Origin of the sequence: Streptomyces sp. Rer75 (assembly GCF_013414305.1) — a bacterium.
GTDB classification, from domain to species: domain Bacteria; phylum Actinomycetota; class Actinomycetes; order Streptomycetales; family Streptomycetaceae; genus Streptomyces; species Streptomyces himastatinicus.
The window spans coordinates 8,710,323-8,733,092 of sequence record NZ_CP058693.1; the positions used below are offsets into that span (position 1 = coordinate 8,710,323).

At 71.7% G+C, this 22,770-nt stretch carries 19 protein-coding genes; 8 read left to right on the forward strand and 11 right to left on the reverse strand.

The genetic code is table 11. From position 1 onward, the window contains the following. Window positions 1-58: 58 nt before the first annotated feature. Both HYQ63_RS37370 and HYQ63_RS37375 read right to left on the reverse strand, forming a co-directional pair. On the reverse strand, window positions 59-1,081 hold the full coding sequence (locus HYQ63_RS37370) for a zinc-dependent alcohol dehydrogenase family protein (RefSeq protein WP_179938110.1): 1,023 nt from the start codon (window positions 1,079-1,081) through the stop codon (window positions 59-61). 33 nt (window positions 1,082-1,114) lie between these two features. After that, a complete protein-coding gene (locus tag HYQ63_RS37375; RefSeq protein WP_179938111.1) occupies window positions 1,115-2,401 on the reverse strand; it encodes an MFS transporter in 1,287 nt (428 codons plus the stop codon). A 137-nt stretch (window positions 2,402-2,538) separates the two neighbouring features. Between HYQ63_RS37375 and HYQ63_RS37380 the strand changes: the two genes are divergently transcribed. The 5 genes from HYQ63_RS37380 to HYQ63_RS37400 all read left to right on the forward strand — a co-directional run bounded on the left by HYQ63_RS37380 (window position 2,539) and on the right by HYQ63_RS37400 (window position 9,525). After that, window positions 2,539-3,459, forward strand: coding sequence for a helix-turn-helix domain-containing protein (locus HYQ63_RS37380; RefSeq protein WP_179938112.1), 921 nt, complete (start codon window positions 2,539-2,541; stop codon window positions 3,457-3,459). Window positions 3,460-3,636: 177 nt separating this feature from the next. Beyond that, complete coding sequence (locus HYQ63_RS37385; RefSeq protein ID WP_179938113.1) at window positions 3,637-5,607, forward strand: beta-N-acetylglucosaminidase domain-containing protein; 1,971 nt, start codon at window positions 3,637-3,639, stop codon at window positions 5,605-5,607. An 83-nt stretch (window positions 5,608-5,690) separates the two neighbouring features. Further along, window positions 5,691-6,506 carry a DUF899 domain-containing protein gene (locus HYQ63_RS37390; protein WP_179938114.1) on the forward strand — a complete coding sequence of 272 codons (816 nt, stop codon included), beginning with the start codon at window positions 5,691-5,693 and terminating at the stop codon, window positions 6,504-6,506. A gap of 166 nt (window positions 6,507-6,672) precedes the next feature. Continuing rightward, window positions 6,673-7,737 carry a pyrimidine utilization protein A gene (rutA, locus tag HYQ63_RS37395; RefSeq protein ID WP_179938115.1) on the forward strand — a complete coding sequence of 355 codons (1,065 nt, stop codon included), beginning with the start codon at window positions 6,673-6,675 and terminating at the stop codon, window positions 7,735-7,737. A 168-nt stretch (window positions 7,738-7,905) separates the two neighbouring features. Continuing rightward, window positions 7,906-9,525: an ATP-binding cassette domain-containing protein gene (locus HYQ63_RS37400; RefSeq protein WP_179938116.1), complete on the forward strand. Its 1,620-nt coding sequence runs from the start codon at window positions 7,906-7,908 to the stop codon at window positions 9,523-9,525. 94 nt (window positions 9,526-9,619) lie between these two features. Here the strand turns inward: HYQ63_RS37400 and HYQ63_RS37405 are convergent, their stop codons facing one another. From HYQ63_RS37405 to HYQ63_RS37420, 4 genes are all read right to left on the reverse strand, one after another. Further along, window positions 9,620-10,837, reverse strand: a complete 1,218-nt coding sequence (locus HYQ63_RS37405; protein WP_179938117.1) for an acyl-CoA dehydrogenase family protein — start codon at window positions 10,835-10,837, stop codon at window positions 9,620-9,622. Window positions 10,838-10,848: 11 nt separating this feature from the next. Next, window positions 10,849-12,015: a CaiB/BaiF CoA-transferase family protein gene (locus HYQ63_RS37410; protein WP_179938118.1), complete on the reverse strand. Its 1,167-nt coding sequence runs from the start codon at window positions 12,013-12,015 to the stop codon at window positions 10,849-10,851. Window positions 12,016-12,159: 144 nt separating this feature from the next. Next, window positions 12,160-13,071 carry a LysR family transcriptional regulator gene (locus HYQ63_RS37415; RefSeq protein WP_179938119.1) on the reverse strand — a complete coding sequence of 304 codons (912 nt, stop codon included), beginning with the start codon at window positions 13,069-13,071 and terminating at the stop codon, window positions 12,160-12,162. Window positions 13,072-13,291: 220 nt separating this feature from the next. Beyond that, window positions 13,292-13,504 (reverse strand): hypothetical protein, encoded by a 213-nt coding sequence (locus HYQ63_RS37420; RefSeq protein WP_179938120.1) that lies wholly within the window; start codon window positions 13,502-13,504, stop codon window positions 13,292-13,294. A gap of 437 nt (window positions 13,505-13,941) precedes the next feature. Here HYQ63_RS37420 and HYQ63_RS37425 point away from each other — a divergent pair, with 437 nt between their 5' ends. After that, a complete protein-coding gene (locus HYQ63_RS37425; protein WP_179938121.1) occupies window positions 13,942-14,997 on the forward strand; it encodes an NAD(P)-dependent alcohol dehydrogenase in 1,056 nt (351 codons plus the stop codon). A gap of 19 nt (window positions 14,998-15,016) precedes the next feature. Here HYQ63_RS37425 and HYQ63_RS37430 read toward each other — a convergent pair whose 3' ends face one another. Continuing rightward, window positions 15,017-16,633 (reverse strand): carboxylesterase/lipase family protein, encoded by a 1,617-nt coding sequence (locus HYQ63_RS37430; protein WP_179938122.1) that lies wholly within the window; start codon window positions 16,631-16,633, stop codon window positions 15,017-15,019. Window positions 16,634-17,056: 423 nt separating this feature from the next. On the opposite strand from HYQ63_RS37430, the gene HYQ63_RS37435 reads away from it, so the two are divergent. Next, entirely contained in the window at window positions 17,057-17,851 is a 795-nt protein-coding gene (locus HYQ63_RS37435) for a SigB/SigF/SigG family RNA polymerase sigma factor (protein ID WP_179938123.1), read from the forward strand. Between the two features lie 28 nt (window positions 17,852-17,879). Here the strand turns inward: HYQ63_RS37435 and HYQ63_RS37440 are convergent, their stop codons facing one another. Together HYQ63_RS37440 and HYQ63_RS37445 are read right to left on the reverse strand one after the other, a co-directional pair. After that, window positions 17,880-18,857, reverse strand: a complete 978-nt coding sequence (locus tag HYQ63_RS37440; RefSeq protein ID WP_179938124.1) for an SMP-30/gluconolactonase/LRE family protein — start codon at window positions 18,855-18,857, stop codon at window positions 17,880-17,882. Between the two features lie 3 nt (window positions 18,858-18,860). Continuing rightward, a complete protein-coding gene (locus tag HYQ63_RS37445) occupies window positions 18,861-19,505 on the reverse strand; it encodes a diguanylate cyclase (protein ID WP_179938125.1) in 645 nt (214 codons plus the stop codon). A 286-nt stretch (window positions 19,506-19,791) separates the two neighbouring features. On the opposite strand from HYQ63_RS37445, the gene HYQ63_RS37450 reads away from it, so the two are divergent. After that, window positions 19,792-20,457: a class I SAM-dependent methyltransferase gene (locus HYQ63_RS37450; protein ID WP_257232394.1), complete on the forward strand. Its 666-nt coding sequence runs from the start codon at window positions 19,792-19,794 to the stop codon at window positions 20,455-20,457. Between the two features lie 171 nt (window positions 20,458-20,628). Here HYQ63_RS37450 and HYQ63_RS37455 read toward each other — a convergent pair whose 3' ends face one another. Together HYQ63_RS37455 and HYQ63_RS45260 are read right to left on the reverse strand one after the other, a co-directional pair. Beyond that, on the reverse strand, window positions 20,629-21,684 hold the full coding sequence (locus tag HYQ63_RS37455) for an acyl-CoA dehydrogenase family protein (protein WP_179938126.1): 1,056 nt from the start codon (window positions 21,682-21,684) through the stop codon (window positions 20,629-20,631). Beyond that, window positions 21,681-22,742, reverse strand: coding sequence for a peroxidase-related enzyme (locus tag HYQ63_RS45260; RefSeq protein WP_257232395.1), 1,062 nt, complete (start codon window positions 22,740-22,742; stop codon window positions 21,681-21,683). The genes HYQ63_RS37455 and HYQ63_RS45260 overlap by 4 nt, the downstream gene beginning before the upstream one ends. Window positions 22,743-22,770 lie beyond the last annotated feature (28 nt).

The following is a 22,770-nucleotide window of genomic DNA, read 5'->3' on the forward strand; positions in this document are numbered from 1 at the left end:
TTAGTTGGCCCTGATGCCCGGCCCTGCGGGGAGGGCCGGGCATTCCACGGAAGAAGGGTCAGACGGTGAGCAGGGCCTTGATGGCGCGGCGCTCGTCCATGGCCCGGTACGCCTCGGCGGCCTCGTCGAGCGGGACGGTGAGGTCGAAGACCTTGCCCGGGTTGATCTTCCGCTGCCAGATCAGGTCGATCAGCTCGGGCAGGTACTGGCGCACCGGGGCCGGGCCGCCGACCAAGTGGACCTGGGAGAAGAAGAGTTCCTCGCCGCTGAGGGAGACGTCGTGGTTGACGCCCACGAAGCCGACGTGCCCGCCGGGGCGGGTGCTCCGGATGGCCTGTTCCATGGACTCCTGGGTGCCGACCGCTTCGACGACGGAGTGGGCGCCCAGGCCGCCGGTCAGCTCCTTGATCTTCGCCGCACCGGCGTCACCGCGTTCGGTGACGATGTCGGTCGCGCCGAACTCGCGGGCGAGCCGCTGGCGCGGCTCGTGGCGGCTCATCGCGATGATCCGCTCCGCGCCGAGCTGCTTGGCGGCCAGGACCGCGAGCAGGCCGACCGCGCCGTCGCCGACGACCGCGACCGTCTTGCCCGGCCCGGCCTCGGCGGCGACCGCGCCGAACCACCCGGTGCCCAGCACGTCGGACGCGGCCAGGAGGCTCGGGATCAGGTCGGCGTCGGGCGTGCCCGGCAGGGGGACGAGGGTGCCGTCGGCGTGGGGGATCAGGGCGCGTTCGGACTGGGTGCCGACCTGGGCCATGAACACGCGGTGGACGCAGGAGGAGGGGTAGCCGGAGCGGCAGATCTCGCAGGTGCCGCAGGAGGCGACGAACGAGCCGAGGACGAACTGGCCGGGCTCGACGTTCTCGACCTCGCTGCCCACCTCCTCGACGACGCCGACGTACTCGTGTCCCATGGGCACGGGACCGTCGACGGAGTCGATGCCGCGGTAGGGCCACAGGTCGGAGCCGCAGACGCAGGCAGCCGACAGCCGGATGATCGCATCCGTCGGGGCGGTGATCTTCGGGTCGGCGACGTCTTCCACCCGGACGTCGCCGGGAGCGTGCAGGACAGCAGCGCGCATGAGGGTTACTCCTAAGGATGTGGAGAGAGCGGTTCAGGTGTTATCGGGGTGTGCGGCGGCCGCACGGGCGACGACCGTGCCCGTGGGTGCCGCCGATCGGCGTCGTTGGACGACGGCGATCGCGATCGTGGGGATCAGCGTGAGCGCGGCGATGGCGGTGCCCACGGCGGCGGGACCCGTGACTCCCAGCGGCGAACCGAGAGCGAGACCGGCGACCCAGGAGCCGACGGCGGTGCCGAGGTTGAACGCCGACACGGTCAGCGCGGACCCCAGGGTGGGGGCCCGGCCCGCGAAGCGGACGCCCAGGGAGATCAGCACCGGGTTGGCGCCGAGCCCGAACAGCCCCAGCAGCGTGACCAGCGCGATCGTGGGCGCGGCATAACCGGACAGCAGGCAGATCGCCAGCAGCAGGACCGTGGTCGCCGCGGCGGCCACGATCGTCGTCGCGTGCGGACGGTGGTCTCCCAGACGGCCTCCCACCAGGAAGCCCGCCAGGGCGCCGACACCGAAGCCGCCCAGGACCAGCGGTACCAGACCGGCGGCCAGCTGGGCCCGGTCGGTCAGCAGCGGCGAGACGTAGGAGTACGTCGACAGCACACCGCCGGTCGTGGTCGCGCAGGCAGCCAGCGCCAGCCACAGGCGCCCGGAGCGCAGAGCGGACAGCTCGGCCCGGACCGAGACCGTCTGATGGCCGTCGGCATCGCGCGGAACATGGCGGCCGATGAGCGCCATGGCGGCCACCGCGAGGGCGGCGAGTGCCCAGAACGGTCCTCGCCACCCCATGAGCTGCCCGGCGAATGCGCCGAGCGGCACACCGACGACGTTGGCGAGCATCGCACCGGAGCCCACGACGCCCAGGGCGCGGGATCCCGCGGCGGGACCTGCGGCACGGGCGGCCACCACGTTGGCCACGGCCCAGAACGCGCCGGTCGCCAGCGCCGTCAGAAACCGCGCCGCCAGCAGCAGCGCGAAGCCGGTGCCGAGAGCCACGACGACGTGCCCGGCCGCGAAGACGCCCAGGGCCAGGACCAGCGTCGACCGTCTGGGCAGCCGCAGCGTCAGCATCGCCATCAGCGGTGCGCCGACGATCATCCCGACCGCGAAGACCGTGATCAGCAGCCCGGCCTCCGCCACGCTGATCCGCACATCGCCCGCGATCTCCGGGAGCAGGCCCGCCACCACGAACTCGGTCGTGCCCATCAGGAACGTGCCCAGGGCGAGCACGTACACGACGAGCGGAAGCCGGGTGGGCGGATGCTCGCGGTCACCGACGCGCCGTACGTCGGCGGGGGCGTGGAGGGTTCCTCCTCGCGTGGTCATACATCGTCTCCGCAGCGGATCGAACTCAAGGTGCGCACCCCACGAAACCCCTCCTATCGCAGGCGTGGGAGGCCGGGTTTATGGGGGGTACAAGCTCAACCCCCCTCCGCCGGGATCCCGGCCGTAGCGTGGAAGGCATGGAACACCGCCCCGGCAACCGCTCCGACAACCGCGCCGACATCCGTGACTTCCTCTCCCGTCGGCGCGCCCAGCTCACTCCGGAGCAGGTCGGGCTGCCCACCAGCGGCCGGCGCCGGGTGCCCGGGCTGCGCCGCGAGGAGGTCGCGGTCCTCGCGGGGGTGAGCACCGAGTGGTACACCCGGCTGGAGAGGGGCCACATCAGCGGCGTGTCCGAGGACGTCCTCGACGCGGTGGCCCGCACCCTCCAGCTGAGCGACGACGAACGCACCTACCTGTTCGACCTGGCCAAGGCCGCCCAGCCCAGCCCCGCGGCCCGGCGCCGCCGCAAGGCCGTCGACGTCCCGCCCCGCGTCCAGTGGCTGCTCGACTCCATGACCCTGTCCGCGGCGTTCGTCAGCAACGGCCGCCTGGACATGGTGGCCACCAACGCCCTCGCCCGCGCCCTGTTCGCGCCGGTGTTCCACAGCCACACCACGGATGAGCGCGGCCGCCCCAACTTCGCCCGGTTCTACTTCCTCGACCGCGGCTCACACGACTTCGTCGACGACTGGGACGACGCCGCCGAGATCACCGTCGCGCTGCTGCGCGCCGAGGCCGGGAGGTTCCCCCACGACAAGGCGCTGCGCGAGCTGGTCGGCGAGCTGTCCACGGTCAGCGCCGAGTTCCGCACCCGGTGGGCCGCCCACAACGTGCGCATCCACCACGGCGGCGTCAAGCGCTTCCACCACCCCGACGCGGGTCCCCTGGAACTCACCTACCAGCCGCTGAACCTGCCCATGTCCGCCCACGAGGCACACTCCCTCACCATCTACACCGCCGAGCCCGGCACCGCGGACGAAGACCGGCTCAAGCTCCTCGCCAGCTGGGCGGCGACCCGGGCTGAGGCAGCAGGCCCTCCCAGGGACAGAGAGTCATAGGCGCTTCAGGCGCCACTTCGCACGGCCGCGCCGGGATTCGCCGGGCCCGGGCCGTGGGTATGTGTTTCCGGAACGCCGCGCACCAGGCACCGCGCCCGCCCCATCGCTCACTCCGCTCCACGTGTCACCGTCGTGCACCGCCGCCGTACGCCACGCCACGCCACGGAGGAGATGTCCATGCGCCGTAGCTCAGGCCCCCTGGCCGCTGTGATCGCGTTCCTCACCTTCCTCGGGCTGCTGCTGCCCACCGGCGCCACCGCAGCCACCGACGCCGCCTCCGGGGACGCGCGGGCGGGCGGGGCGGCCGGCCCGTTGCCGTCCGTCGTCCCGCGCCCGCAGGAGATGGCCCGGCTGGGCCCCGACGTCAGGGTGCCCGCCCACGTGCGCGTGGTCTACGGCGACGGGGTGGACCGACCCACGCGCGAACTCGTCGCCTCCGTATTACGCCGGGCCGGGGCGCAGCGCCTGCGGGGCGGCCCCGGACCGGGGCTGACGGTGACCGTCGGGCGGCTCGCCGACGCGCCGGTCGCGGCGGCGCTGCGGGCCGCCGGGGGCCGGGTGCCCGCGGAACTGCCCGCGGAGGGGTACGCGCTCGCCGCGCGCGGCAGCGCGGTGGCGCTCGCGGGCGCGGACGCCGACGGGACGTACTACGCGGCGCAGACGCTGCGTCAGCTGGTCACCGGCGCCAAGAGGATCGCCTCGGTGGCGGTCGTGGACCATCCGCTGATGCCGCTGCGCGGCGTGATCGAGGGGTTCTACGGAAGCCCGTGGACCCACGCCGAGCGCATGGACCAGCTGGCGTTCTACGGGGACGTCAAGATGAACACGTATGTCTACGCACCCAAGGACGACCCGTACCACCGGGAGAAGTGGCGCGAGCCGTACCCGGCCGACAAGCTCGCCCAGCTCGGTGAGCTGGTCCGGCAGGCCATCGGCCACCACGTACGGTTCACCTTCGCGCTGTCCCCCGGCAATTCCCTCTGCTACAGCGATCCCGCCGAGTTCACGGCGCTCCGGGCCAAGCTGGGGGCGCTGTACGACCTCGGGGTGCGCAGCTTCTCGGTGCCGCTGGACGACATCAGCTACACCCGGTGGAACTGCGCCGCCGACCGCGCCGCCTACGGCGAGCCCTCGCAGCGGGCCGCGGGCGAGGCGCAGGCCGATCTGCTGAACCGGGTGCAGAAGGAGTTCCTGGACGCCCGCGAGGGCACCGCGCCGCTCCAGACGGTGCCGACCGAGTACGGCGACGTCACCGACACCGCGTACAAGAAGGCCCTGCGCGAGCGGCTCGACCCGCGGGTCGAGGTCATGTGGACCGGCACCGATGTGGTGCCGCCGCGCATCACCGTGGCCGACGCCGCGCGGGCCGCCGCCGTGTGGGGGCGCAAGGTGTTCGTCTGGGACAACTACCCCGTCAACGACTACGGCCAGGCCGGGGGCCGACTGCTGCTCGCCCCGTACGACGCCCGTGAGCCCGGTCTGCACCAGCAGCTCTCCGGTCTGGTCCTCAACCCGATGAACCAGGCCGCCGCCAGCAAGGTCGCCCTGTTCGGCGGGGCGGACTTCGCCTGGAACGACACCGCGTACGACCCGGACCGCACCTGGCGGACCGCCGCCGCGTATCTGGCCGGGGACCATCCGGACGCGGCCACCGTGTCCGCGCTGCTCGCCTTCTTCGACACCCAGCACCTCGCGCCCACCTTCGGTGACGAACCCTGGCAGCCCCAGGCGCCCGAACTGACCGCCCGGCTCGCCCGGTTCCGTACCGACTGGGACGCCGGACGGCAGCGGACGGCGCTGAACGCCCTGCGCCCCTCCGCGGCGCTGCTGGCCACCGCGTCGGCCACCATCAGGGCGCGCGTGGCCGACCGCGGCTTCGTGGCGGACTCCGCACCCTGGCTGGACGCGCTGGCGCTGTGGGGCCGCGCGTTCGAACGCACCCTGGACGCGCTGGGTGCCCGGCTCGACGGCGACACCGCGCAGGCGGAGCGCTGGTTCGCCGAGGCGTCGTCGCTGGCCGCGCGGGCCGGGCGGATCCGCACGATCCCGGGCGAGACCCGCCCCGAAGGTCCGGTCCGCGTCGCCGACGGAGTGCTCGACACCTTCCTCGCGGCCGCGCCCGGACTCGGGGGCCGCCTGCCGCGATGAGTTCCGGCCGGGCCGCGAGTCTCTACTGATGAGCGTCGTAGCACGCCGTACGCTGCCCGGCACGAGACACCGCGGAGGACACCATGACGACCACGCCCGGCAACGCGAGCAGCAACCTCCCCGGCAAGCCGCCCGTCGTCGACCTGGCCACCTGGCAGGCGGCGCGGGCGGATCTGCTGGTCCGCGAGAAGGCGCACACCCGTGAGGGCGACGCGATCGCCGCGGCCCGGCGGCGGCTGCCGATGGTCGAGCTCGACGGGACGGTCGAGGTCACCGGCGCCGACGGGCCGGTCCCGTTCCTCGACCTGTTCCAGGGGCGCGACGAGCTCGTCGTCTACCAGCACATGTGGTACGACGGCGCGCCGCACCAGGGGCAGTGCGAGGGCTGCACCACCACGGCCTGGCACGTGCGGGACGCCGTCTACCTCAACGCCCGCGGCGTCTCGTTCGCCATCCTGACCACGGGCCCGTGGGACGAGGTGGCTCGCTACGTGGAATTCATGGGCTACACCCAGCCCTGGTACTCGGTGCGGGACGTGGAGGCGCCGGTCGGCGGCGAGATGGGGCACATCGCGTGTTTCCTGCGCGAGGGCGACCGCGTGTTCCTCACCTACTCCACGACGGGCCGTGGCAACGAGCGGGTCAACGGATCCCTCGGCCTGCTCGACATGACGCCCTACGGCCGCGGCGAGGCGTGGGAGGACAACCCCGAGGACTGGCCCGTGATCGGCGATGTCCGCGAGGGACACCCGGCCGTGGGCCGCCAGGCGTGCTGGTACTGGCGCACGGACGCCGACGGGAACGCCACCTGGGGCCCGACCAGCCGCCCCGTACCGCAGTGGACCCGGCCCGGCGCGACCCCCGTGGAGACCCTCGGACGGCAAGGCCACCACCACTGACCCCGGCTCTCACAGGGAGACGGGAAGTGAGCAGCGCCATGGTCGGTCATGATCGTGCCACGAACGCCGCTGTCGGCGAGGCGGACTTGATCATCGCCCGCCATGGCGTGGCACGGTTGCCGTTCCGGATCACACCGGATCACCAACGGGATCGTTCAGGAGCGGCATGGACATCGGCGTCTTCATCCCCATCGGCAACAACGGCTGGCTCATCTCGAAGAGTTCTCCGCAGTACATGCCGTCCTTCGAGCTGAACAAGGCCATCGTGCAGAAGGCCGAGGAACACGGCCTCGACTTCGCCCTGTCGATGATCAAACTCAAGGGGTTCGGCGGCGAGACCGAGTTCTGGGACCACTGCCTGGAGTCGTTCACGCTGATGGCGGGCCTGGCCGCCGTGACGGAGCGGATCAAGCTGTACGCCTCGACACCGATCCTCGCCCTGCACCCGGCGATCACCGCGCGCATGGCCACGACGGTCGACTCGATCGCCCCCGGCCGGTTCGGCGTCAACATCGTCACCGGCTGGGCGCCCGGCGAGTACTCCCAGATGGGCCTGTGGCCCGGGGACGACCACTTCGCCAACCGCTACGCCCGGGCCGCGGAGTACGTCACCGTGATGAAGGAGCTGTGGCACGAGGGGGTCAGCAACTTCAAGGGCGAGTTCTATGCCATGGACGACTGCGTGCTGTCCCCTGGTCCGGCGAACGGCCACATCGACATCGTCGCCGCCGGGCAGAGCACCACCGGCATGAAGTTCTCCGCCGAGCACGCCGAGTACAACTTCATCCTGGGAAGCGGCGTCAACACCCCGCTCGCGCTCTCTGACACCACGGCCACACTCGTGGAGGCGGCGCGCGAGACCGGCCGCGACGTCGGAGCGCTCTCGCTGTTCATGGTCATCGCGGACGAGACGGACGAGGCCGCCCAGGCGAAGTGGAAGGACTACCACGACAACGCCGACCACGCGGCGCTGGCGTACATGGCGGGGGAAACAGCCACGGACACGACCTCCGACGGCTCCTCGACCGTCAGGACCATCTCGCTGCCCGAGGGTGCCGTGAACTTCAACATGGGCACGCTCGTCGGCTCGTACGCGACCGTCGCGGCGATGCTCGACGAGGTCGCCGGGGTCTCCGGCACCAAGGGGATCATGCTGGTGTTCGACGATTTCCTCGAAGGCATCGAGAACTTCGGTACGCGCATCCAGCCGCTGATGCGGTGCCGGTCGTGACCGGAAGTCAATGAGCGATTGTCCGGTACGTATCGCGTCTATCTTTCCCGTATACGTGCCGAGTACGTGTTCTTCCTGTCACCGCTGTCGTGCTGGGGAGGCTGAACGCGGTACGCCTCCGGAAAATGCCTTGCCGACCGTGGTGGGGTGACAAGAAGATGCCGAGTCATGGGACATCTGGAGGCCGCGCATCTGGCCTACTTCCTGCCGGACGGGCGACTGCTGCTCAACGACGTCTCGTTCCGGGTGGGCGAAGGCACGATTGCCGCCCTGGTGGGGCCGAACGGGGCGGGCAAGACCACACTGCTGGGGCTTCTCTCCCAAGAGACGGAGCCACATGAGGGCACGGTGACCATCAGTGGCTCACTGGGGGTGATGCCGCAGTTCGTCGGTTCCGTGCGGGATGAGCGGACGGTGCGGGACCTGCTGGTATCGGTCGCGCAGCCCGCGGTACGGCAGGCCGCCCGAGCGGTCGACGAGGCGGAGCTCGCGGTCATGGAGCGGGACGACGAGGCAGCCCAGATGGCGTACGCCCAGGCGCTCAGCGACTGGGCCGAGGCGCGTGGCTACGAGGCCGAGACGCTCTGGGACATGTGCACCACGGCGGCGCTCGGGGTGCCGTACGAGAAGGCGCAGTGGCGCGCGGTGCGCACGCTCAGCGGGGGCGAGCAGAAGCGACTGGTGCTGGAGGCGTTGCTGCGGGGCCCTGACGACGTCCTGCTGCTCGACGAGCCGGACAACTACCTGGACGTGCCGGGCAAGCAGTGGCTGGAGGAGCGGCTCCGGGAGACAACCAAGACCGTGCTGTTCATCAGCCACGACCGGGAACTGCTGTCCCACGCGGCTGAGCGGATCGTCAGTGTCGAGCCCAGCCCGGCGGGCAGTGACGCATGGGTGCACGGTGGCGGTTTCGGCACGTACCACACGGCCCGGGAAGAGCGGTTCGAACGGTTCGAGGAACTGCGTCGGCGCTGGGACGAGAAACATGCCCAGTTGAAGCGGCTGGTGCTGGACATGCAGCGGTACGCGGCGCGCAGTGATGAGATGGCGTCGCGCTATCAGGCGGCGAAGACCCGGCTGCGGAAGTTCCAGGAGGCGGGCCCGCCTCCGGAGCCACCGCGCAAGCAGGACATCAGGATGCGCCTCGCGGGCGGACGTACCGGGGTCCGGGCGCTGACCTGCCGGGGGCTGGAGCTGGAGGGGCTCATGCGCCCCTTCGACCTGGAGGTCTTCTACGGCGAGCGGGTGGCCGTCCTGGGGTCCAACGGGTCGGGCAAGTCCCACTTCCTGCGCCTTCTGGCCGGCGAGGACGTCGCTCACCGGGGGGAGTGGAAACTCGGCGCGCGCGTCGTGCCCGGCCACTTCGCGCAGACCCATGTGCGTCCGGAGCTCGTCGGCCGCACGCTCGTCGAGATCTTGTGGACCGAGCATGCCCGAGACCGCGGCCGGGCGATGAGCGCCCTGCGGCGGTATGAGCTGGAACGCCAGGGCGACCAGCTCTTCGACCGGCTCTCGGGTGGCCAGCAGGCCCGTTTCCAGATCCTGCTTCTCGAATTGGCCGGAACGACCGCGCTGTTGCTGGACGAGCCGACCGACAACCTGGACCTCGAGTCGGCGGAAGCGCTTCAGGAGGGTCTGGAAGCGTACGAGGGCACGGTGCTGGCCGTCACGCATGACCGCTGGTTCGCGCGCTCCTTCGACCGTTTCCTGGTCTTCGGTTCGGACGGCGTCATCCGCGAGACACCGGAGCCGGTGTGGGACGAGCGCCGGGTCGAGCGACCCCGCTGACCAACTCGTGCATGCTCGCGCCGCGCCGCAGCCGCCGACGGGAACTCCCGGCCCGTCAACGGCCTGGCGCGGGGCGCCCCTGGACGGGCCGGGCTCACACGAAGGCGCTCCGGCCGGTGATCGACTTGCCGACGATCAGGGTGTTCATCTCACGGGTGCCCTCGAAGGAGTAGATGGCCTCGGCGTCGGCGAAGAACCGGGCGATGTCGTGGTCCAGCAGGATTCCGTTGCCGCCGAACACCTCCCGGCTCCAGGCCACGACCTCCCGCATCCGGGAGGTGACGAACGCCTTGGCGAGGGCGGAGTGTTCGTCGCGGAAGATGCCCGCGTCCTGCATCCGGGCGAGCTGCACCAGCATGCCCCAGGACGCGGTGATGTTGCCCAGGCTCTTGACCAGCAGGTCCTGGACGAGCTGGAAGCCACCGATCGGGCGGCCGAACTGGTGGCGCTCCCGGGCGTAGTCCAGCGCCAGTTCGTAGGCGCCGACCATCAGGCCCAGCGCCTGCCACGCCACCCCGCCCCGGGTGGCGCGCAGGATCTCCGCGACGTCCCGGAAGGAGCCGATGTTCCGGAGGCGGTCGGCCTCCGGCACCCGGACGTCGGTCAGGGTGATCTCGGCGTTCTCCACGATCCGGAAGGCGAGCTTGTTCTCGATCTTCGCCGGGCTGAAGCCGGGTGTGCCCTTCTCGACGACGAAGCCCTTGACGTGGTTGTCGTCGACGTCCCGGGCCCACACCACGACGTAGTCGGCGAAGGTCGCGTTGCCGATCCACTTCTTGGCGCCGTTCAGGACCCAGGTGTCGCCCTCGCGCCGGGCGGTGGTGCGCATGCCGCCCGCGACATCGGAGCCGCCGAGCGGCTCGGTCATGGCGAACGCGCCGATCTTGTCCATCGCGGCCATCGCCGGAAGCCAGCGGTCGCGCTGCTCCTGGTCGCCGCCCGAGTAAATGGAGTACATCGCCAGGCCGTTGTGGACGCCGAAGAAGGTGGACACCGAGGCGTCGGTGCGGGCCGTCTCCAGGGCCAGCATGCCGGACAGGAGGTTGCTGACGGCGGGGCGGTGCTCGCCGTAGCCCTCGTAGGGAAGCCCGGCGAGGCCGCTGTCGCGGAACAGGGCGACCAGCTCCTGCGGGAACTCGCCCCGCGCCCAGCTCTCGTTCACCAGCGGCTTGATCTTGTCGCGCATGAGGGAGCGGGCCTTGAGGAGGATCGTGCGCTCCTCTTCCGGCAGCAGCGACTCGTAGTGGTAGAAGTCGGCGGTCAGTTCGTCCGCGATCGGGCCGACGGCCGACGGCTGCACGGTGGTGGTCATCTCGGTTCTCCTCAGCGGGTGGCGTCGAACTCGGCGAGGACTTCCGCGGTGTCCTGGCCCGCGACCGGCGCCAGGCGGCGGATCGTGCCGGGGGTGGCGGAGAAGCGCATCGGGATGCCGATGGTGCGGACCGTGCCCTCGGTCGGGTGCTCGGCGGTGTCGAGGAGGTGGCCGTCGCGGACGTACGGGTCCTCGTGGGCGCGGTCCAGTTCCAGCACCGGGGCCATCGGGATGCTGTGCTTCGCGCACACCTCCGCCCACTCCGCGGTGGTCAGCGCCGGGGCGCACGCGTCGATCAGCGCGGCCAGGTCCTCGTGGTCGGCGCTGTCGATCGCCTCGCCGCCCACGCGCGGGTCCTCGGCGAGGTCCGGGCGCCCGGCGGCGGTGAAGAAGTCGCGGAAGTTCTGCGGGTTGTACGGGATCACGCAGGCCAGACCGTCCTTGGTGCGCACCGCCTTGTGCCCCTTGGTCATCGACAGCGGGAAGCCGGTGGGGCCGAGCTCGGGCTCGTAGGTGTGTCCCGCCAGGTGCTCGACCAGGTTGAACGCGATCAGCGTGTCCGTCATCGGGACCTCGACGAGCTGGCCCCGGCCGGTCCTGTCCCGGTGCAGCAGGGCGGCGAGCACGCTGTAGGCGATGGTCAGCGAGGAGACCTTGTCGCCGATGATGGTGGGCAGGTAGACGGGCTCGCCCAGCGCCCGGTCGGCGATGTCGACCAGGCCGGACGCGGCCTGCACGGTCTCGTCGTAGGCGGCGTTGCCGACCCGGTCCGAGTCGCTGCGGAACCCTTGCGCGTGGGCGTAGACGAGCCGCGGATTGCGGGAGGCGAGGGCGTCGTAGGACAGGCCCAGGCGGTGCAGCGCGCCGGGCCGCATGTTCGTGATCAGGACGTCGGCGGTGTCGATCAGTTCGAGGGCCCGCTCGCGCTCCGTCTCGTCCTTGAGGTTGAGGGCCACGCTGCGCTTGTTGCGGTTGACGTTGAGGTTCAGCGCGGTCATGCCCGGCGTGGTGCGGTAGTGGCCCACCCGTACCGTGTCGGCGGGCGACTCGATCTTGATCACGTCGGCGCCCAGGTCCCCGAGGATCTGGGCCGCGTAGGGGCCCATCACCACGGTCGACAGGTCGATCACGCGCACGCCTTCCAGGGGACCGGCGATGGTGTCCGTGATGTCCGTCATCGTGTGTGCCTTCACTCCTTGCCTCACCGCATGTGTGTATCCGGAAATCAAATTAACAAGGGTGGGGCGGGGAGTGGAATGATCATGTTGCTAAAGGCGGTGTGACCGCAGTGGTCATACCGCCTTTCGGATGCTCCGCGGGAGCTATACGTGGAGCGGCTCGGCAAATATCTCCCGGGCGGCGGCAGCGACTTCCTCCAGGTCACCGCCGTGGGCGCGGTCCTGACGCCACAGCAGTCCGGTCTCCAGACGGGGATGGAAATCGGAGAAGGGGAGGACGGTCACATTGTCCAGACGGTAATTCTGCATGGGGCTTTTCAGGTCCAGCATGGAAATCGAGAACGCCAGACCGCTCGAAACGATTTCGGAAACCGCGTCGAACGTGGCGCTGTTCAGGGTGATGCGTTTCTTGATGCCGAGGTCGGACAGCTGCTGGTCGAGTCCGCGGAAGTACGCGTGGGTCCCCGCCGCGGGGGAGCCCGCGTAGGCGAGGTCGGCCAGTTCCGCGAGCGCGACCGACTCCCGCCCCGGGAACTTGTCCCGGGGCACGACCGCGCCGAGCCGTTCCGACATCACCGGCAGCTGCTCCAGCGCCGGGTCGCCGCCGACCGGGAGCCGGGCCAGGGTCAGCGCCAGTCTGCCGTCGCACACCGCGTCGACCAGACGGTCGGTGGCGCCCGGCCACCGTGTGACCTCGAACCGGTCGCGGACCCGCTCGGCGAGGGCGTCGATCCGTTCGCGCAGGTCCGGGTGGATGCCGGTGGGTACGCCGAGCAGCAGGGTGGTCCGCCGCGGTCGAGTCGTCTCGTCCAGCCGCCACTTGATGGAATCGACCTGCTCCAGGACACCGCGCGCGATCGGCAGCAGTGCGCTGCCCGCCGGGGTGAGCCGCACATGGTGGGTGTCGCGGTCGAACAGCCGGTGTCCGAGTTCGTTCTCCAGATCCTTGATCCGCCGACTCAGCGGGGACGCCGCCATGTGCAGTTTGCGGGCCGCGGTGGAGAAGTTCAGTTCCTGGGCGACGGCGGCGAAGTAACGCAGGTGTAGGAGCTCCACGCGTCCACCCTAGCCACTGCGGAACCCACCCCCGGTCCGGTCGGCCCCCGCGCCGGGGCGGCGACCGCGGCAGAGGCCGCGGCGGCAGGCGACTGGGTGGTCGTGAGCGTGCCGTTCACGGCGTCCGTCTCGGCCGACCGGAATCAAGGGGCCGTTCCGCGTGGCACAGCGCCACGTGGAACGGCCCCGATGTGTGTGAGCACTCCGCAATCGGTGCCGATCAGTGGGTCCCGCACGAGCTGGAGTCGGACGCGCCCAGATTGACGGGGACGGTGACGAAGGAGAACTGGTTGCTGGCGCACACGCCGGGGAAGGCCGTGTTGCTGGAGTTGTAGACGTTGACGTCCGGTCCGTCGGCGGCGGCGCCGGTCGCGCCGACGGTGAGGGCCGCGGCGGTGAGGGCGAGCGTGGACAGGGCCGTCTGGATACGCATGGGATCTCCTTGCTGGGCTGGATGGCCGGATATGCCCGACTCCCTACGTATATTGCCCTTTGGTGGGGGATTGTGGGCTCAGGGTCCCTCCAATGGCGGAAGACGGCACCAGCATCACCAGCGCGAGGCTGGGGATCAGTGGCGGACCCCGCGGCAGCAGCACCGCCAGGGCGGCGGCCGCGCACCAGGCCACCCACAGGCGGCCCGCCCAGGCCATCGCGCCGCCGAGGGAGGTGTGTCGCAGGGCGCGGCGACTGGGGGGCTCTGTCACTCCCCCGATCACCACTCCCCGGCACAGCGCGGCCTGCCACCGTGCGCCGATGCCACGGAGAGTGGAGGACGGCGACACACCTGACCCATCCACGCCGGTCAGGAGCCCTCCCGCACCCGCCTCAACCTGGCGCGGTTCGCCCCCTGAGCCCCACCAACGGAGAATCATGCTCACCGTCAACGCCTACGCCGCGACCTCCGCCACCGCACCGCTCACCCCCACGACCATCGAGCGCCGGGACGTCGGCCCGCACGATGTGCTCATCGAGATCAAATACACGGGCATCTGCCACTCCGACATCCACCACGCCCGCAGCGAATGGGGCGGGCAGACCTACCCGATCGTCCCCGGCCATGAGATCGCGGGCATCGTCACCGAGGTCGGCTCCGAGGTCACCGCGCACGCCGTCGGCGACCGGGTCGGGGTCGGCTGCATGGTCAACTCCTGCCGGGCCTGCGAGCCCTGCCGACGGGGCGAGGAGCAGTACTGCCTGAACGGGCACACCCTCACCTACGGCGCGATCGACGAGGACGGCACCGTCACCCAGGGCGGCTACTCCACCCATGTCGTGGTGAACGACGACTTCGTGGTGCGCATCCCCGAGGGCATCGGCCTGGACGAGGCAGCGCCGCTGCTGTGCGCGGGCATCACCACCTACTCACCGCTGCGCCGCTTCGGCGCGGGCCCCGGCAAGAGGGTCGCGGTCGTCGGGCTGGGCGGCCTCGGCCACATGGCCGTCAAGCTCGCGCACGCCATGGGCGCCGAGGTCACCGTCCTGTCGCAGTCGTTGAAGAAGCGGGAGGACGGTCTGCGCCTGGGCGCCGACCACTACCACGCCACCAGCGACCCGGCCACCTTCGAGCAGCTGGCGGGCACCTTCGACCTGATCGTCAACACGGTCAGCGCCAGGCTCGACCTCGACGCCTACCTCCGGCTGCTGGCCGTGAACGGTGTCATGGCCAACGTCGGCGCCCCCGCCGAGCCGCTGTCCCTCAGCGTGTTCTCCCTGCTCATGCAGGGCCGGACACTTGCCGGATCGCTGATCGGCGGCATCCGCGAAACGCAGGAGATGCTCGACTTCTGCGCCGAGCACGGCGTGGGCGCCGACGTCGAGGTCATCCCGGTCGAGAAGATCAACGAGGCGTACGAACGGGTCCTCGCCTCGGACGTGCGCTACCGCTTCGTCATCGACATCGCCACCCTCGCCACACACCACCGGTGACACCCACCGGGGCCGGGGTTCAGCGTGCGGAGACCCCGGCCCGCTGGGCGAGGTACATCGGGTCGGTGGTCAGCCAGTCGTAGTCGATCCCGTTCCAGAAGGAACACCGGTGTCGTGCCGCGTACGCTCCGGAGTTGACGGCCCTGCTGCGGTCGCCGGGCAGCAGCGACATGAGCTTGGCGTCGCGGTACGACGGCCACGGCACCTGCCGGTGGGTCGTGGGGTTCCCGTCCCTGACGAACGCGCCCCAGTAGCGCATCATCGCCCGGGACAGTTTCCGTTGCTCCGGTGTCAGCGGCTTGGGGGACATGCTGGGCCACAGGTAGGGAAGCTCGGCGGCATGGGCCGCGCCCGCCGCGAAACCGGGCTGGGTGGGGCCGTGCGAGGGTGGGTTGCGGTCGCCGAATTCGTAGAAGTACGTCCGGGGCTGCCGGGACGCGAACTGGTCCGCCAGGCGCTGGTATTGGCAGCCGCCCATCCCGTAGAACACGCTGCTGTCGGTCCACAGCGCGCCCAGGGCGTACGCCGCGCCATACGGGCGGTTGCGGGCGTCGTAGGGGTAGCGGGCGAGCACCCCGTCGGCGTGGGGGCCGAATTGCTGCCCGATCACCCGCTCGTACTGCTCCTTGGTGGCGTGCGCGAACGGCAGCGCCCACTTGCGTATCTCGTCCCGGTTGGCGCCGATGAGGAGGGGAACGTCGGCGAACCTGCCGGAGCGCACCGCCACGCCCGGCGCGACGGGCAGTTCGGGAACCCCGGACACGGGCAGGGGGCCGTTCAGGATGCCACCGAAGTCGCGCCCGGCGGCCAGCAGCTCGTCCGGCCGCTTGGCCCGCAGACAGGCCGCGGCCGCCGCGGAACCACCGCAGCCTGCGGCGGTGGCGTAGCTCTTGCCCCGCGCGGTGGCCTGCGCGGACGTGAGACTCGGGCAGCCGCCGCTCTGCATGATGGCGCGGTCGAACAGGCCGCGCGCCGGGGGCGAGGCCATCAGGGCGCACACGGACTGGCCACCGGCCGACTCGCCCGACACCGTCACGCGGCCGGGGTCCCCGCCGAACGCGGCGATGTTCCGCTGAGTCCAGCGCAGCGCCGCCTGCTGGTCGAGCAGGCCGTAGTTGCCACCGCCCCGCTCGCTCAGTCCGGGCAGGTCGAGGAAGCCGAACACGCCCAGCCGGTAGTTGATCGTGACGACCACGATGTTGTTGGTCCGCGCGAGCTGTGAGCCGTCGTAGAGGTCGCCCGAACCGCTCATGAAGCCCCCGCCGTGGATCCAGAACAGCACCGGCAGCGGACGGTCCGTGCGCCGTTCGGGGGCGTAGACGTTGAGGTGCAGGCAGTCCTCGCTTGTGTCCGCGCCACCGCCGGGGGCCGTTTGGGCGCAGGCCGCACCGGGCCGGTCCGCCGACCGGACACCGGGCCATGCGGGTGCGGGCGCGGGTGGCTGCCAGCGTCGGTCGCCGACTGGTGGCGCGGCATACGGGATGCCGAGGAACCGGCCGACCCCGTTCGCCGCCGCGCCCTCGACCACGCCCTTGTCGGTGGCCACCGTCAACGGGCGCGACACCGTGGGGGCGGCCGAGGGGACGGTGATCAGTGCGGCCAGGCTCACGACGGCTGCGAGTACTCGTCGGATCATGGTTGCCCTGGACCTCCCGGACGGAAGCAGGACTCCATCGAATCACGGGCCGGTTCTCACTCCTCGACCGGAGGCAGCCCCGTGGAGCTTGCGGATCTGGTCGAGCATCGCCGTAGCCTCGCCGACCGCGTCGGCCGCCGCCGTCACCCCGTCCGTGCTGCTCCTCTCGGCGCTGGACCTCGCTGGGCGCCACCGCCGGAGGCGCCCTGCTGGGCGCGCTGGTCGACGTGCCACCGATGGCCACCCCCTGAGCAGAGGAGGTTGTTTGGGGGCCATCGCGCCGGGCAGGCGCATGGTGTGCTTCGGACTGGAGGCACGCCCACGGGAGCAGCTCGGCTGCCCGGGGTGTGCTCTGTCCGGCACCCCAGGCAGTCGGCTTTTCTCCCACGGTGCTACCGACCACACGACGAGGGAGACAGGCGCATGACTGCCGTACGCACATGGGGCAAGCACTCGCACGATGACGCTCCCGACACTGCCGTCGAGTTCCGGCGCATTGCCACTCTGCCCGAGGGGCCCGAGAAGGAGGCGCTGCGGCAGGAAGTCGTACGGGCCTGGATGCCGATGGCGGAGCGGCTGGCCCGGCAGTTCCGCAACCGCGGTGAGTCCGCGGACGATCTGCGGCAGGTCGCGATGCTCGGCCTGGTCAAGGCCGTCAAGCGGTATGAGCCGGACCGCGGCAGCGCGTTCGCGAGCTATGCCGTGCCGACCATCGTGGGGGAGATCAAGCGCCACTTCCGGGACCACATGTGGGGCGTGCATGTGCCGCGCCGGGTCCAGGAGTTGCGCAACCGTGTGCGCGCCGCCGCCCAGGAGCTCACGCGCACCCCGGACGACCGTTCCCCGAGCGTGTCGGACATCGCCGAGCACACCGGGATGAGCGAGGAGGACGTGCTGCTGGGGATGGAGGCGATGGAGAGCTTCTCGGCGCTGTCCCTGGACGCCGAACTGCCGGGCGCCGAGGACGGCTACTCCCTGGCCGACACCCTCGGCGCACCGGAGCCCTCCTACGACCGGGTCATCCAGCGCGAGGCCCTCAAGCCGAGGCTGCGCGCCCTGCCCGAACGCGAGCGGCACATCCTCTACCTGCGCTTCTTCCGCGAGGAGACCCAGGGCCGCATCGCCGAACAGCTCGGCATCTCCCAGATGCACGTCTCCCGGCTGATCAACCGGACCTGCGCCCGGCTGCACGACCAGATCGAGGCCCCGGCGGCGTGATGACGCCCGCACACCGGCTCCAAGAGCCCTACCCGCACACCGCGATGCCCCGCTCCAGCAGACTGCCCAGCACCAGGCGGGAGCCGTGTTCGCACACACTCGTGGCCATCCGGTACGGGGAGCGGCGGAGCAGCAGATGGCGGGCCACGCTTCCGTCGGGGCGGATCGCCAGCACGCGCACGGTGGGGCGCGGATGGGGGCGGAACCTCCTCACGGCGGTCGATGCCGCCCTTCTGAGGGCGGGGGAGGCGTGGTGCAGCGCGTCCACGGCGGGTTCCCGCGGCCCGGCCAGGGCGACCCAGAACACCCCGTCGGCGCCCCGGGAGAGGTTGTCGGGGTAGCCGGGCAGGTCGGCCACGAGGGTGTCGTCCGTCCCCGTGCGCCGACCGGTCAGCCAATGGCGCCTGATCCTGCGGGCGCCGCTCTCCGCCACGGCGACGAACGACTCGTCAGGGGCCAGCGCGACTCCGTTGGCGAACCGCAGCCCGTCCCGCAGCACCTCCGGCTCGCCACCCGGCCGCAGTCGCAGCAGCCGCCCGGTACCCGTGTCCTCCAGGATGTCGCTCAGCCAGTCCTCCAGGGCGTAACGGCGGCTGGAGACGGTGAAGTAGAGGGTGCAGTCCGCCGACGTGGCGACGTTGCTACAGAACCGCAGCGGGACGCCGTCCACCTCGTCGGCGAGGACACCCACCGTCCCGCCCCGCGGGTCGACCCGCAGCAGACCGCGCCGGGCGTCGCACACCAGGAGTTCGCCGTCGGGGGAGGGGACCATCCCCAGTGGCCTGCCACCGGTTTCGGCGATGACTTCGCCGCGGGCGAGGCCCGCCGTTTCCGACAGGGTCAGCCGCCAGATCGCCCCGTCCGCGGTCCCGGTGAGGATCCGGCCCGCGCCGTCGAGGGCCACGTGTTCGGGCCCCCGCGCGTCACGGGCGACGATGCGCGGGCGGGGCAGCGGCTCGACCACGCCGTCTGCCGCGGCGGACGAAGAGCGGTGTCGTCGCGGCATGGTTCAGCTCGCCCCGCGGGCCCTGGCCGCCTTGACGCACCGTGTCATCTCCTCGGCGTACGGCAGGGCGACGAAGGCGCCGATGGCCGCTCCTAGCGCCGCCAGATAGCGGGCGGGCAGCGGGTTCTCCTTGGGCAGCAGCTTCCAGTCCTCCGCCGTGTCGCCCCCGCGCAGCGTGGCGCGCACCTGCTCCCAGTGCAGACACGAGGTGAAGGCCAGAGCCGAAAGCGGCAGCACCTCCAGGAAGCTGTGGATGTGCTGTTCCACGGGGCGTACGTCACGCTTGCCGGTGGCCAGGCTGACGTCCCACAGGGCCGTCGCGCCGTGGACCACGGCCGCACCGCCCATGACCGACAGCACGAGCGGATTGACCCGGGCGAGCAGCCCCATCGCGACCGGGACGCCCGCCTCGGTCATCATGAGCGCGTGCAGCGCCGACTCGCGCGTGCCGGAGGTCTCCTCGATCCGGGTCCTGCGGTGCATGGCCCAGTCCGCCACGGCCGGTACGAACCACAGCGGCAGCACCCCGTACATCAGAAAGCGCCGGTTGGCGTCCTCGACATCCATGGGTTTCCGCGGAACGTGCAGGTCGCGTGGCCGTCGCCAACGCCGCCATGCGCGGGCCACCGGACTATGGGACAGAGCCATACCGCCTCCAAAGGAAGATCGGGTAAGCCGGGTCCCCCGTCGGCGTCCGGGGCAAACTGCGCTCTGATCCGTTCGGCGGAGGCCGGTCGGGCCGCTGCTGCCGGTGGCTCCCGGGCGGGAACCACCGGACGGCAGCCAGGTGTTCCGGAGCCCAGGGGGTTCGCCTGACGGCGCACCAACTGGATCGCGCGGTTCCCGCGGCGGTCCTCCCGGGCCCGCTTGACCTTGCCCGAAGGGGAGGGCCGATGGTGTCCCCGACCCGGAGGACCGGAGGAGAGGAACCCCCGTGGATGACGACGCGCTCCTGGCGGAGCAGATGGCCTACTACAGGGCGGGCGCGGCCCAATACGACCGGCCGTACGCGGAGCGCGAGGAGCTGCGGGAGCTGCTCGCCGCCGTCGACGGCCTCCCGATCGCAGGTGACGTGCTGGAGCTGGCCTGCGGTACGGGGCAGTGGACGCCGCGGCTCGCGGCGCGGGCGCGGTCGGTGACGGCCGTCGACGCGGCGGCGGAGGTGCTGGACCTCGCCCGGGCGCGTACCGCGTCCGCGCCGTGCGCCGTCCGGTTCGTCCAGGCCGACCTGTTCGCGTGGCAGCCGCCACGGCGCTACGACACGGTGTTCTTCGCCTTCTGGCTCTCCCACGTCCCGCCGGCGCGGCTGCCCGGCTTCTGGAACACCGTCGCCGCGGCGCTCGCGCCGGGCGGCAAGGCGATCTTCATCGACGACGGTCCCGCCGCTGCCGCGGAGGAGGAGGTCCTCGTGGACCAGCCCGCACCGGCGGCGCTGCGACGGCTCGATGACGGCAGCCGGTACCGCATCGTGAAGGTGTTCCACGAGGCCAGGACGCTCACCGGCGACCTCACGGCGCGGGGATGGTCGGTCCGCATCCGGACCGTCGCCGCCGGGAATTACATCGGCATCGCGGAACCGCCGACCGCCGACAGCGGCTGATACGGCTGTGGCAGCTGAGGTGACTGGGAGTCAAGTGGTAGATATATGCCAAGTTTGTTGGCCGGAATGGGTACTTCCGCCCTTCATCCGTGCCACACTGAATGCAGGCCCTCACCGCATCCCCCGTCGGTGAGGGCCTCTTTGCGGTCAGGCCCGCAGGTCTCTTCGCGGTCAGGCCCGCAGGGCCGCCAGGTGGGCCGTGCGGACCTCGGAGGTCTGGCCCTGGACGACGAGGAACAGGCCCTCCCGGGCGAGGCGCTGCGCCGGGTGGGAGAGGCCGAAGGCCCGGCCGCCGCCCGCGGCGATCGCGGCCGTGGTGGCGGCCCGCATCAGGTCGTACGCCCGGGCCTTGGCCACGAGCCGGTCGTCCAGCCGTTCGGCGGGCGGCACCTCGTCCACCAGGGCGTAGGCGTCGCGGCGTACCGCGTCCAGGCGGTCGCGCAGGACGCCCGCCGTGTCCTCCGCCTCGGCGTCGCCCGACGCGTCGAGGAGGTCGAGGGCGGCGCGGGCCACGCCGAAGACGGCGGGGTTGGTGTTGGTGTTCTTGGGGCGGTCCTCCGTCGCCCAGCGCTCGTGCGGCAGACGCACCGCCACCGCCTCGTCGGGCACCACCAGCCCGTCGAGCAGCAGTCCGACCGTGTGCGAACCGGTGAGCGCGGCGAGCTGGAGCGGGCCGGTGGCGGTGAGGCCCGGCTGCTCGTGGGCGTCGGTGACGCCGAAGACCACCTCGCCGTCCTCGGTGGCGCCGCCCAGCAGGAACAGGTCGTTCAGCCCCCAGCCGGTGTACCAGGGCACGCGCCCGTCGAAGCGCCAGCCGCCCGCCACCCGGGTGGCCCGCACCGGCAGCTTCGGGTGGGCGCGCAGATGCGAGAAGGCGATTCCGGCGAGCAGGGTGCCGTCGCTCAGCGGGCGCAGCCAGCGCTCGCGCGCCGCCTCCTCGCCCGTGGCCAGGGTCCGCACCGGCGTGTGGTGCTGGGCCTGGATGAAGAACGTCGAGCAGCAGGCGCCCGCCAGGATCTCGGCGATCTCCCGGCCGACGGCCGCCGGAGCCTCCGCGCCGCCGTACGCCGCCGGGGCGTTCACCCCCAGCACGCCCGACGCCTTGACGGCGTCGATGGCCTGCTGGGTGACGCCCTCCCGGTCGTGCGCCTCGGCGGCGGGGGCGAGGACGTCGTCGGCCAGCCGGCGGGCCGCGGCGACGAGGGGGTGGTCGGGCGTGGCGGTCATGCGGGGTGCTCCTCTGTGGTGGAACGAGGGGAACGGGGCTCGCCCAGGGTGAGCATCAGACGGTTGGCCCAGGCGAACACGGCGACGACGTGGACGAGGTCCAGGATCTCCGTATCGTCCAGGCCCGCGTCCGTCCGCAAGCCCGTGAGGTCGAGCGGCTGGTTCGGCTCGCGGGTGAGGCGTACCGCGAAGTCGGCCACGGCGCGCCGCCGCGCCGTGCCCAGGTCCGCGCCGGGGCCCGCGTCGAGGAGCGCCTGCGCGGGGCCTGCGTCCTTGGCGAGCTGCGCGAAGCGCCGCGCGTGGACGGACGCGCAGTACACGCAGCCGTTGACGTGTGAGACGGCGAGCGCGGCGATCTCCCGGTCGCGGCGGTCGAGCCCGCGCGGCGCGTACATGATGGCGTTGTAGAGCCGCGACCGCTCGCGCAGCGCCGTCACATCGTGGACGAGGGCCAGGTAGTACGGCGAGGTCTTCGCCGTCGGCAGCGACTCCTCCAGTACGGCGATCTGCTCGGGCGTGGCGCGGTCGACGTCCACCGTTTCCACCCAGGCGTCCCACTCCAGCGTGTCGAGCGTGAACGGGCGCCCCTCGCCCGCCACGCCGTACGCGGGGACCTCGCCGCCCTCCGTCGGGAGCCCGCCGAGCGCCCGCAGCCCGGCCGCGAGCCGCGCCTGGTACGTGACGAACGCGACGAGCTGCGAGGCCGCGACGACATCGGGGGCGCCCCAGCCCGCCTCCGTCAGCGCCGCGATGTCCTCCGGGCCCGCCGTGGACGGGGCCAGGACGAGGAGTTCGGCGTGGCGCAGCAGCGCCGCGAGGCGTGCGGTGGGGGCGGGCGCCGGGGCGAGACCCCGGTAGTGCGCGGCCAGCGCCCGCGCGCCGTCCAGCTCGGCGGTGTGGGCGGCGAGCGCGCCGCGCTCGGCCCGGGGGAGGCTGTCGGTGCCGGTCAGCAGCGCGTCATGGGCGCCCTGGGTGTGGACGTACGCCTTCTCGCGGTACGTCCGCAACGCGGCGGGCGTACCGGCGACGGCGTCGATCACGTCGGCCGTTTCGGACATGGGGGGTGCCTTTCGGGGGTTCCTGGCC

Bases quoted from the DNA above. Each gene is read 5' to 3' on its own strand.
- HYQ63_RS37370 (WP_179938110.1), bottom strand. From the start codon at position 1,081: ATGCGCGCTGCTGTCCTGCACGCTCCCGGCGACGTCCGGGTGGAAGAC.
- HYQ63_RS37375 (WP_179938111.1), bottom strand. From the start codon at position 2,401: ATGACCACGCGAGGAGGAACCCTCCACGCCCCCGCCGACGTACGGCGC.
- HYQ63_RS37380 (WP_179938112.1), top strand. From the start codon at position 2,539: ATGGAACACCGCCCCGGCAACCGCTCCGACAACCGCGCCGACATCCGT.
- HYQ63_RS37385 (WP_179938113.1), top strand. From the start codon at position 3,637: ATGCGCCGTAGCTCAGGCCCCCTGGCCGCTGTGATCGCGTTCCTCACC.
- HYQ63_RS37390 (WP_179938114.1), top strand. From the start codon at position 5,691: ATGACGACCACGCCCGGCAACGCGAGCAGCAACCTCCCCGGCAAGCCG.
- rutA (WP_179938115.1), top strand. From the start codon at position 6,673: ATGGACATCGGCGTCTTCATCCCCATCGGCAACAACGGCTGGCTCATC.
- HYQ63_RS37400 (WP_179938116.1), top strand. From the start codon at position 7,906: ATGGGACATCTGGAGGCCGCGCATCTGGCCTACTTCCTGCCGGACGGG.
- HYQ63_RS37405 (WP_179938117.1), bottom strand. From the start codon at position 10,837: ATGACCACCACCGTGCAGCCGTCGGCCGTCGGCCCGATCGCGGACGAA.
- HYQ63_RS37410 (WP_179938118.1), bottom strand. From the start codon at position 12,015: ATGACGGACATCACGGACACCATCGCCGGTCCCCTGGAAGGCGTGCGC.
- HYQ63_RS37420 (WP_179938120.1), bottom strand. From the start codon at position 13,504: ATGCGTATCCAGACGGCCCTGTCCACGCTCGCCCTCACCGCCGCGGCC.
- HYQ63_RS37425 (WP_179938121.1), top strand. From the start codon at position 13,942: ATGCTCACCGTCAACGCCTACGCCGCGACCTCCGCCACCGCACCGCTC.
- HYQ63_RS37430 (WP_179938122.1), bottom strand. From the start codon at position 16,633: ATGATCCGACGAGTACTCGCAGCCGTCGTGAGCCTGGCCGCACTGATC.
- HYQ63_RS37435 (WP_179938123.1), top strand. From the start codon at position 17,057: ATGACTGCCGTACGCACATGGGGCAAGCACTCGCACGATGACGCTCCC.
- HYQ63_RS37440 (WP_179938124.1), bottom strand. From the start codon at position 18,857: ATGCCGCGACGACACCGCTCTTCGTCCGCCGCGGCAGACGGCGTGGTC.
- HYQ63_RS37445 (WP_179938125.1), bottom strand. From the start codon at position 19,505: ATGGCTCTGTCCCATAGTCCGGTGGCCCGCGCATGGCGGCGTTGGCGA.
- HYQ63_RS37455 (WP_179938126.1), bottom strand. From the start codon at position 21,684: ATGACCGCCACGCCCGACCACCCCCTCGTCGCCGCGGCCCGCCGGCTG.
- HYQ63_RS45260 (WP_257232395.1), bottom strand. From the start codon at position 22,742: ATGTCCGAAACGGCCGACGTGATCGACGCCGTCGCCGGTACGCCCGCC.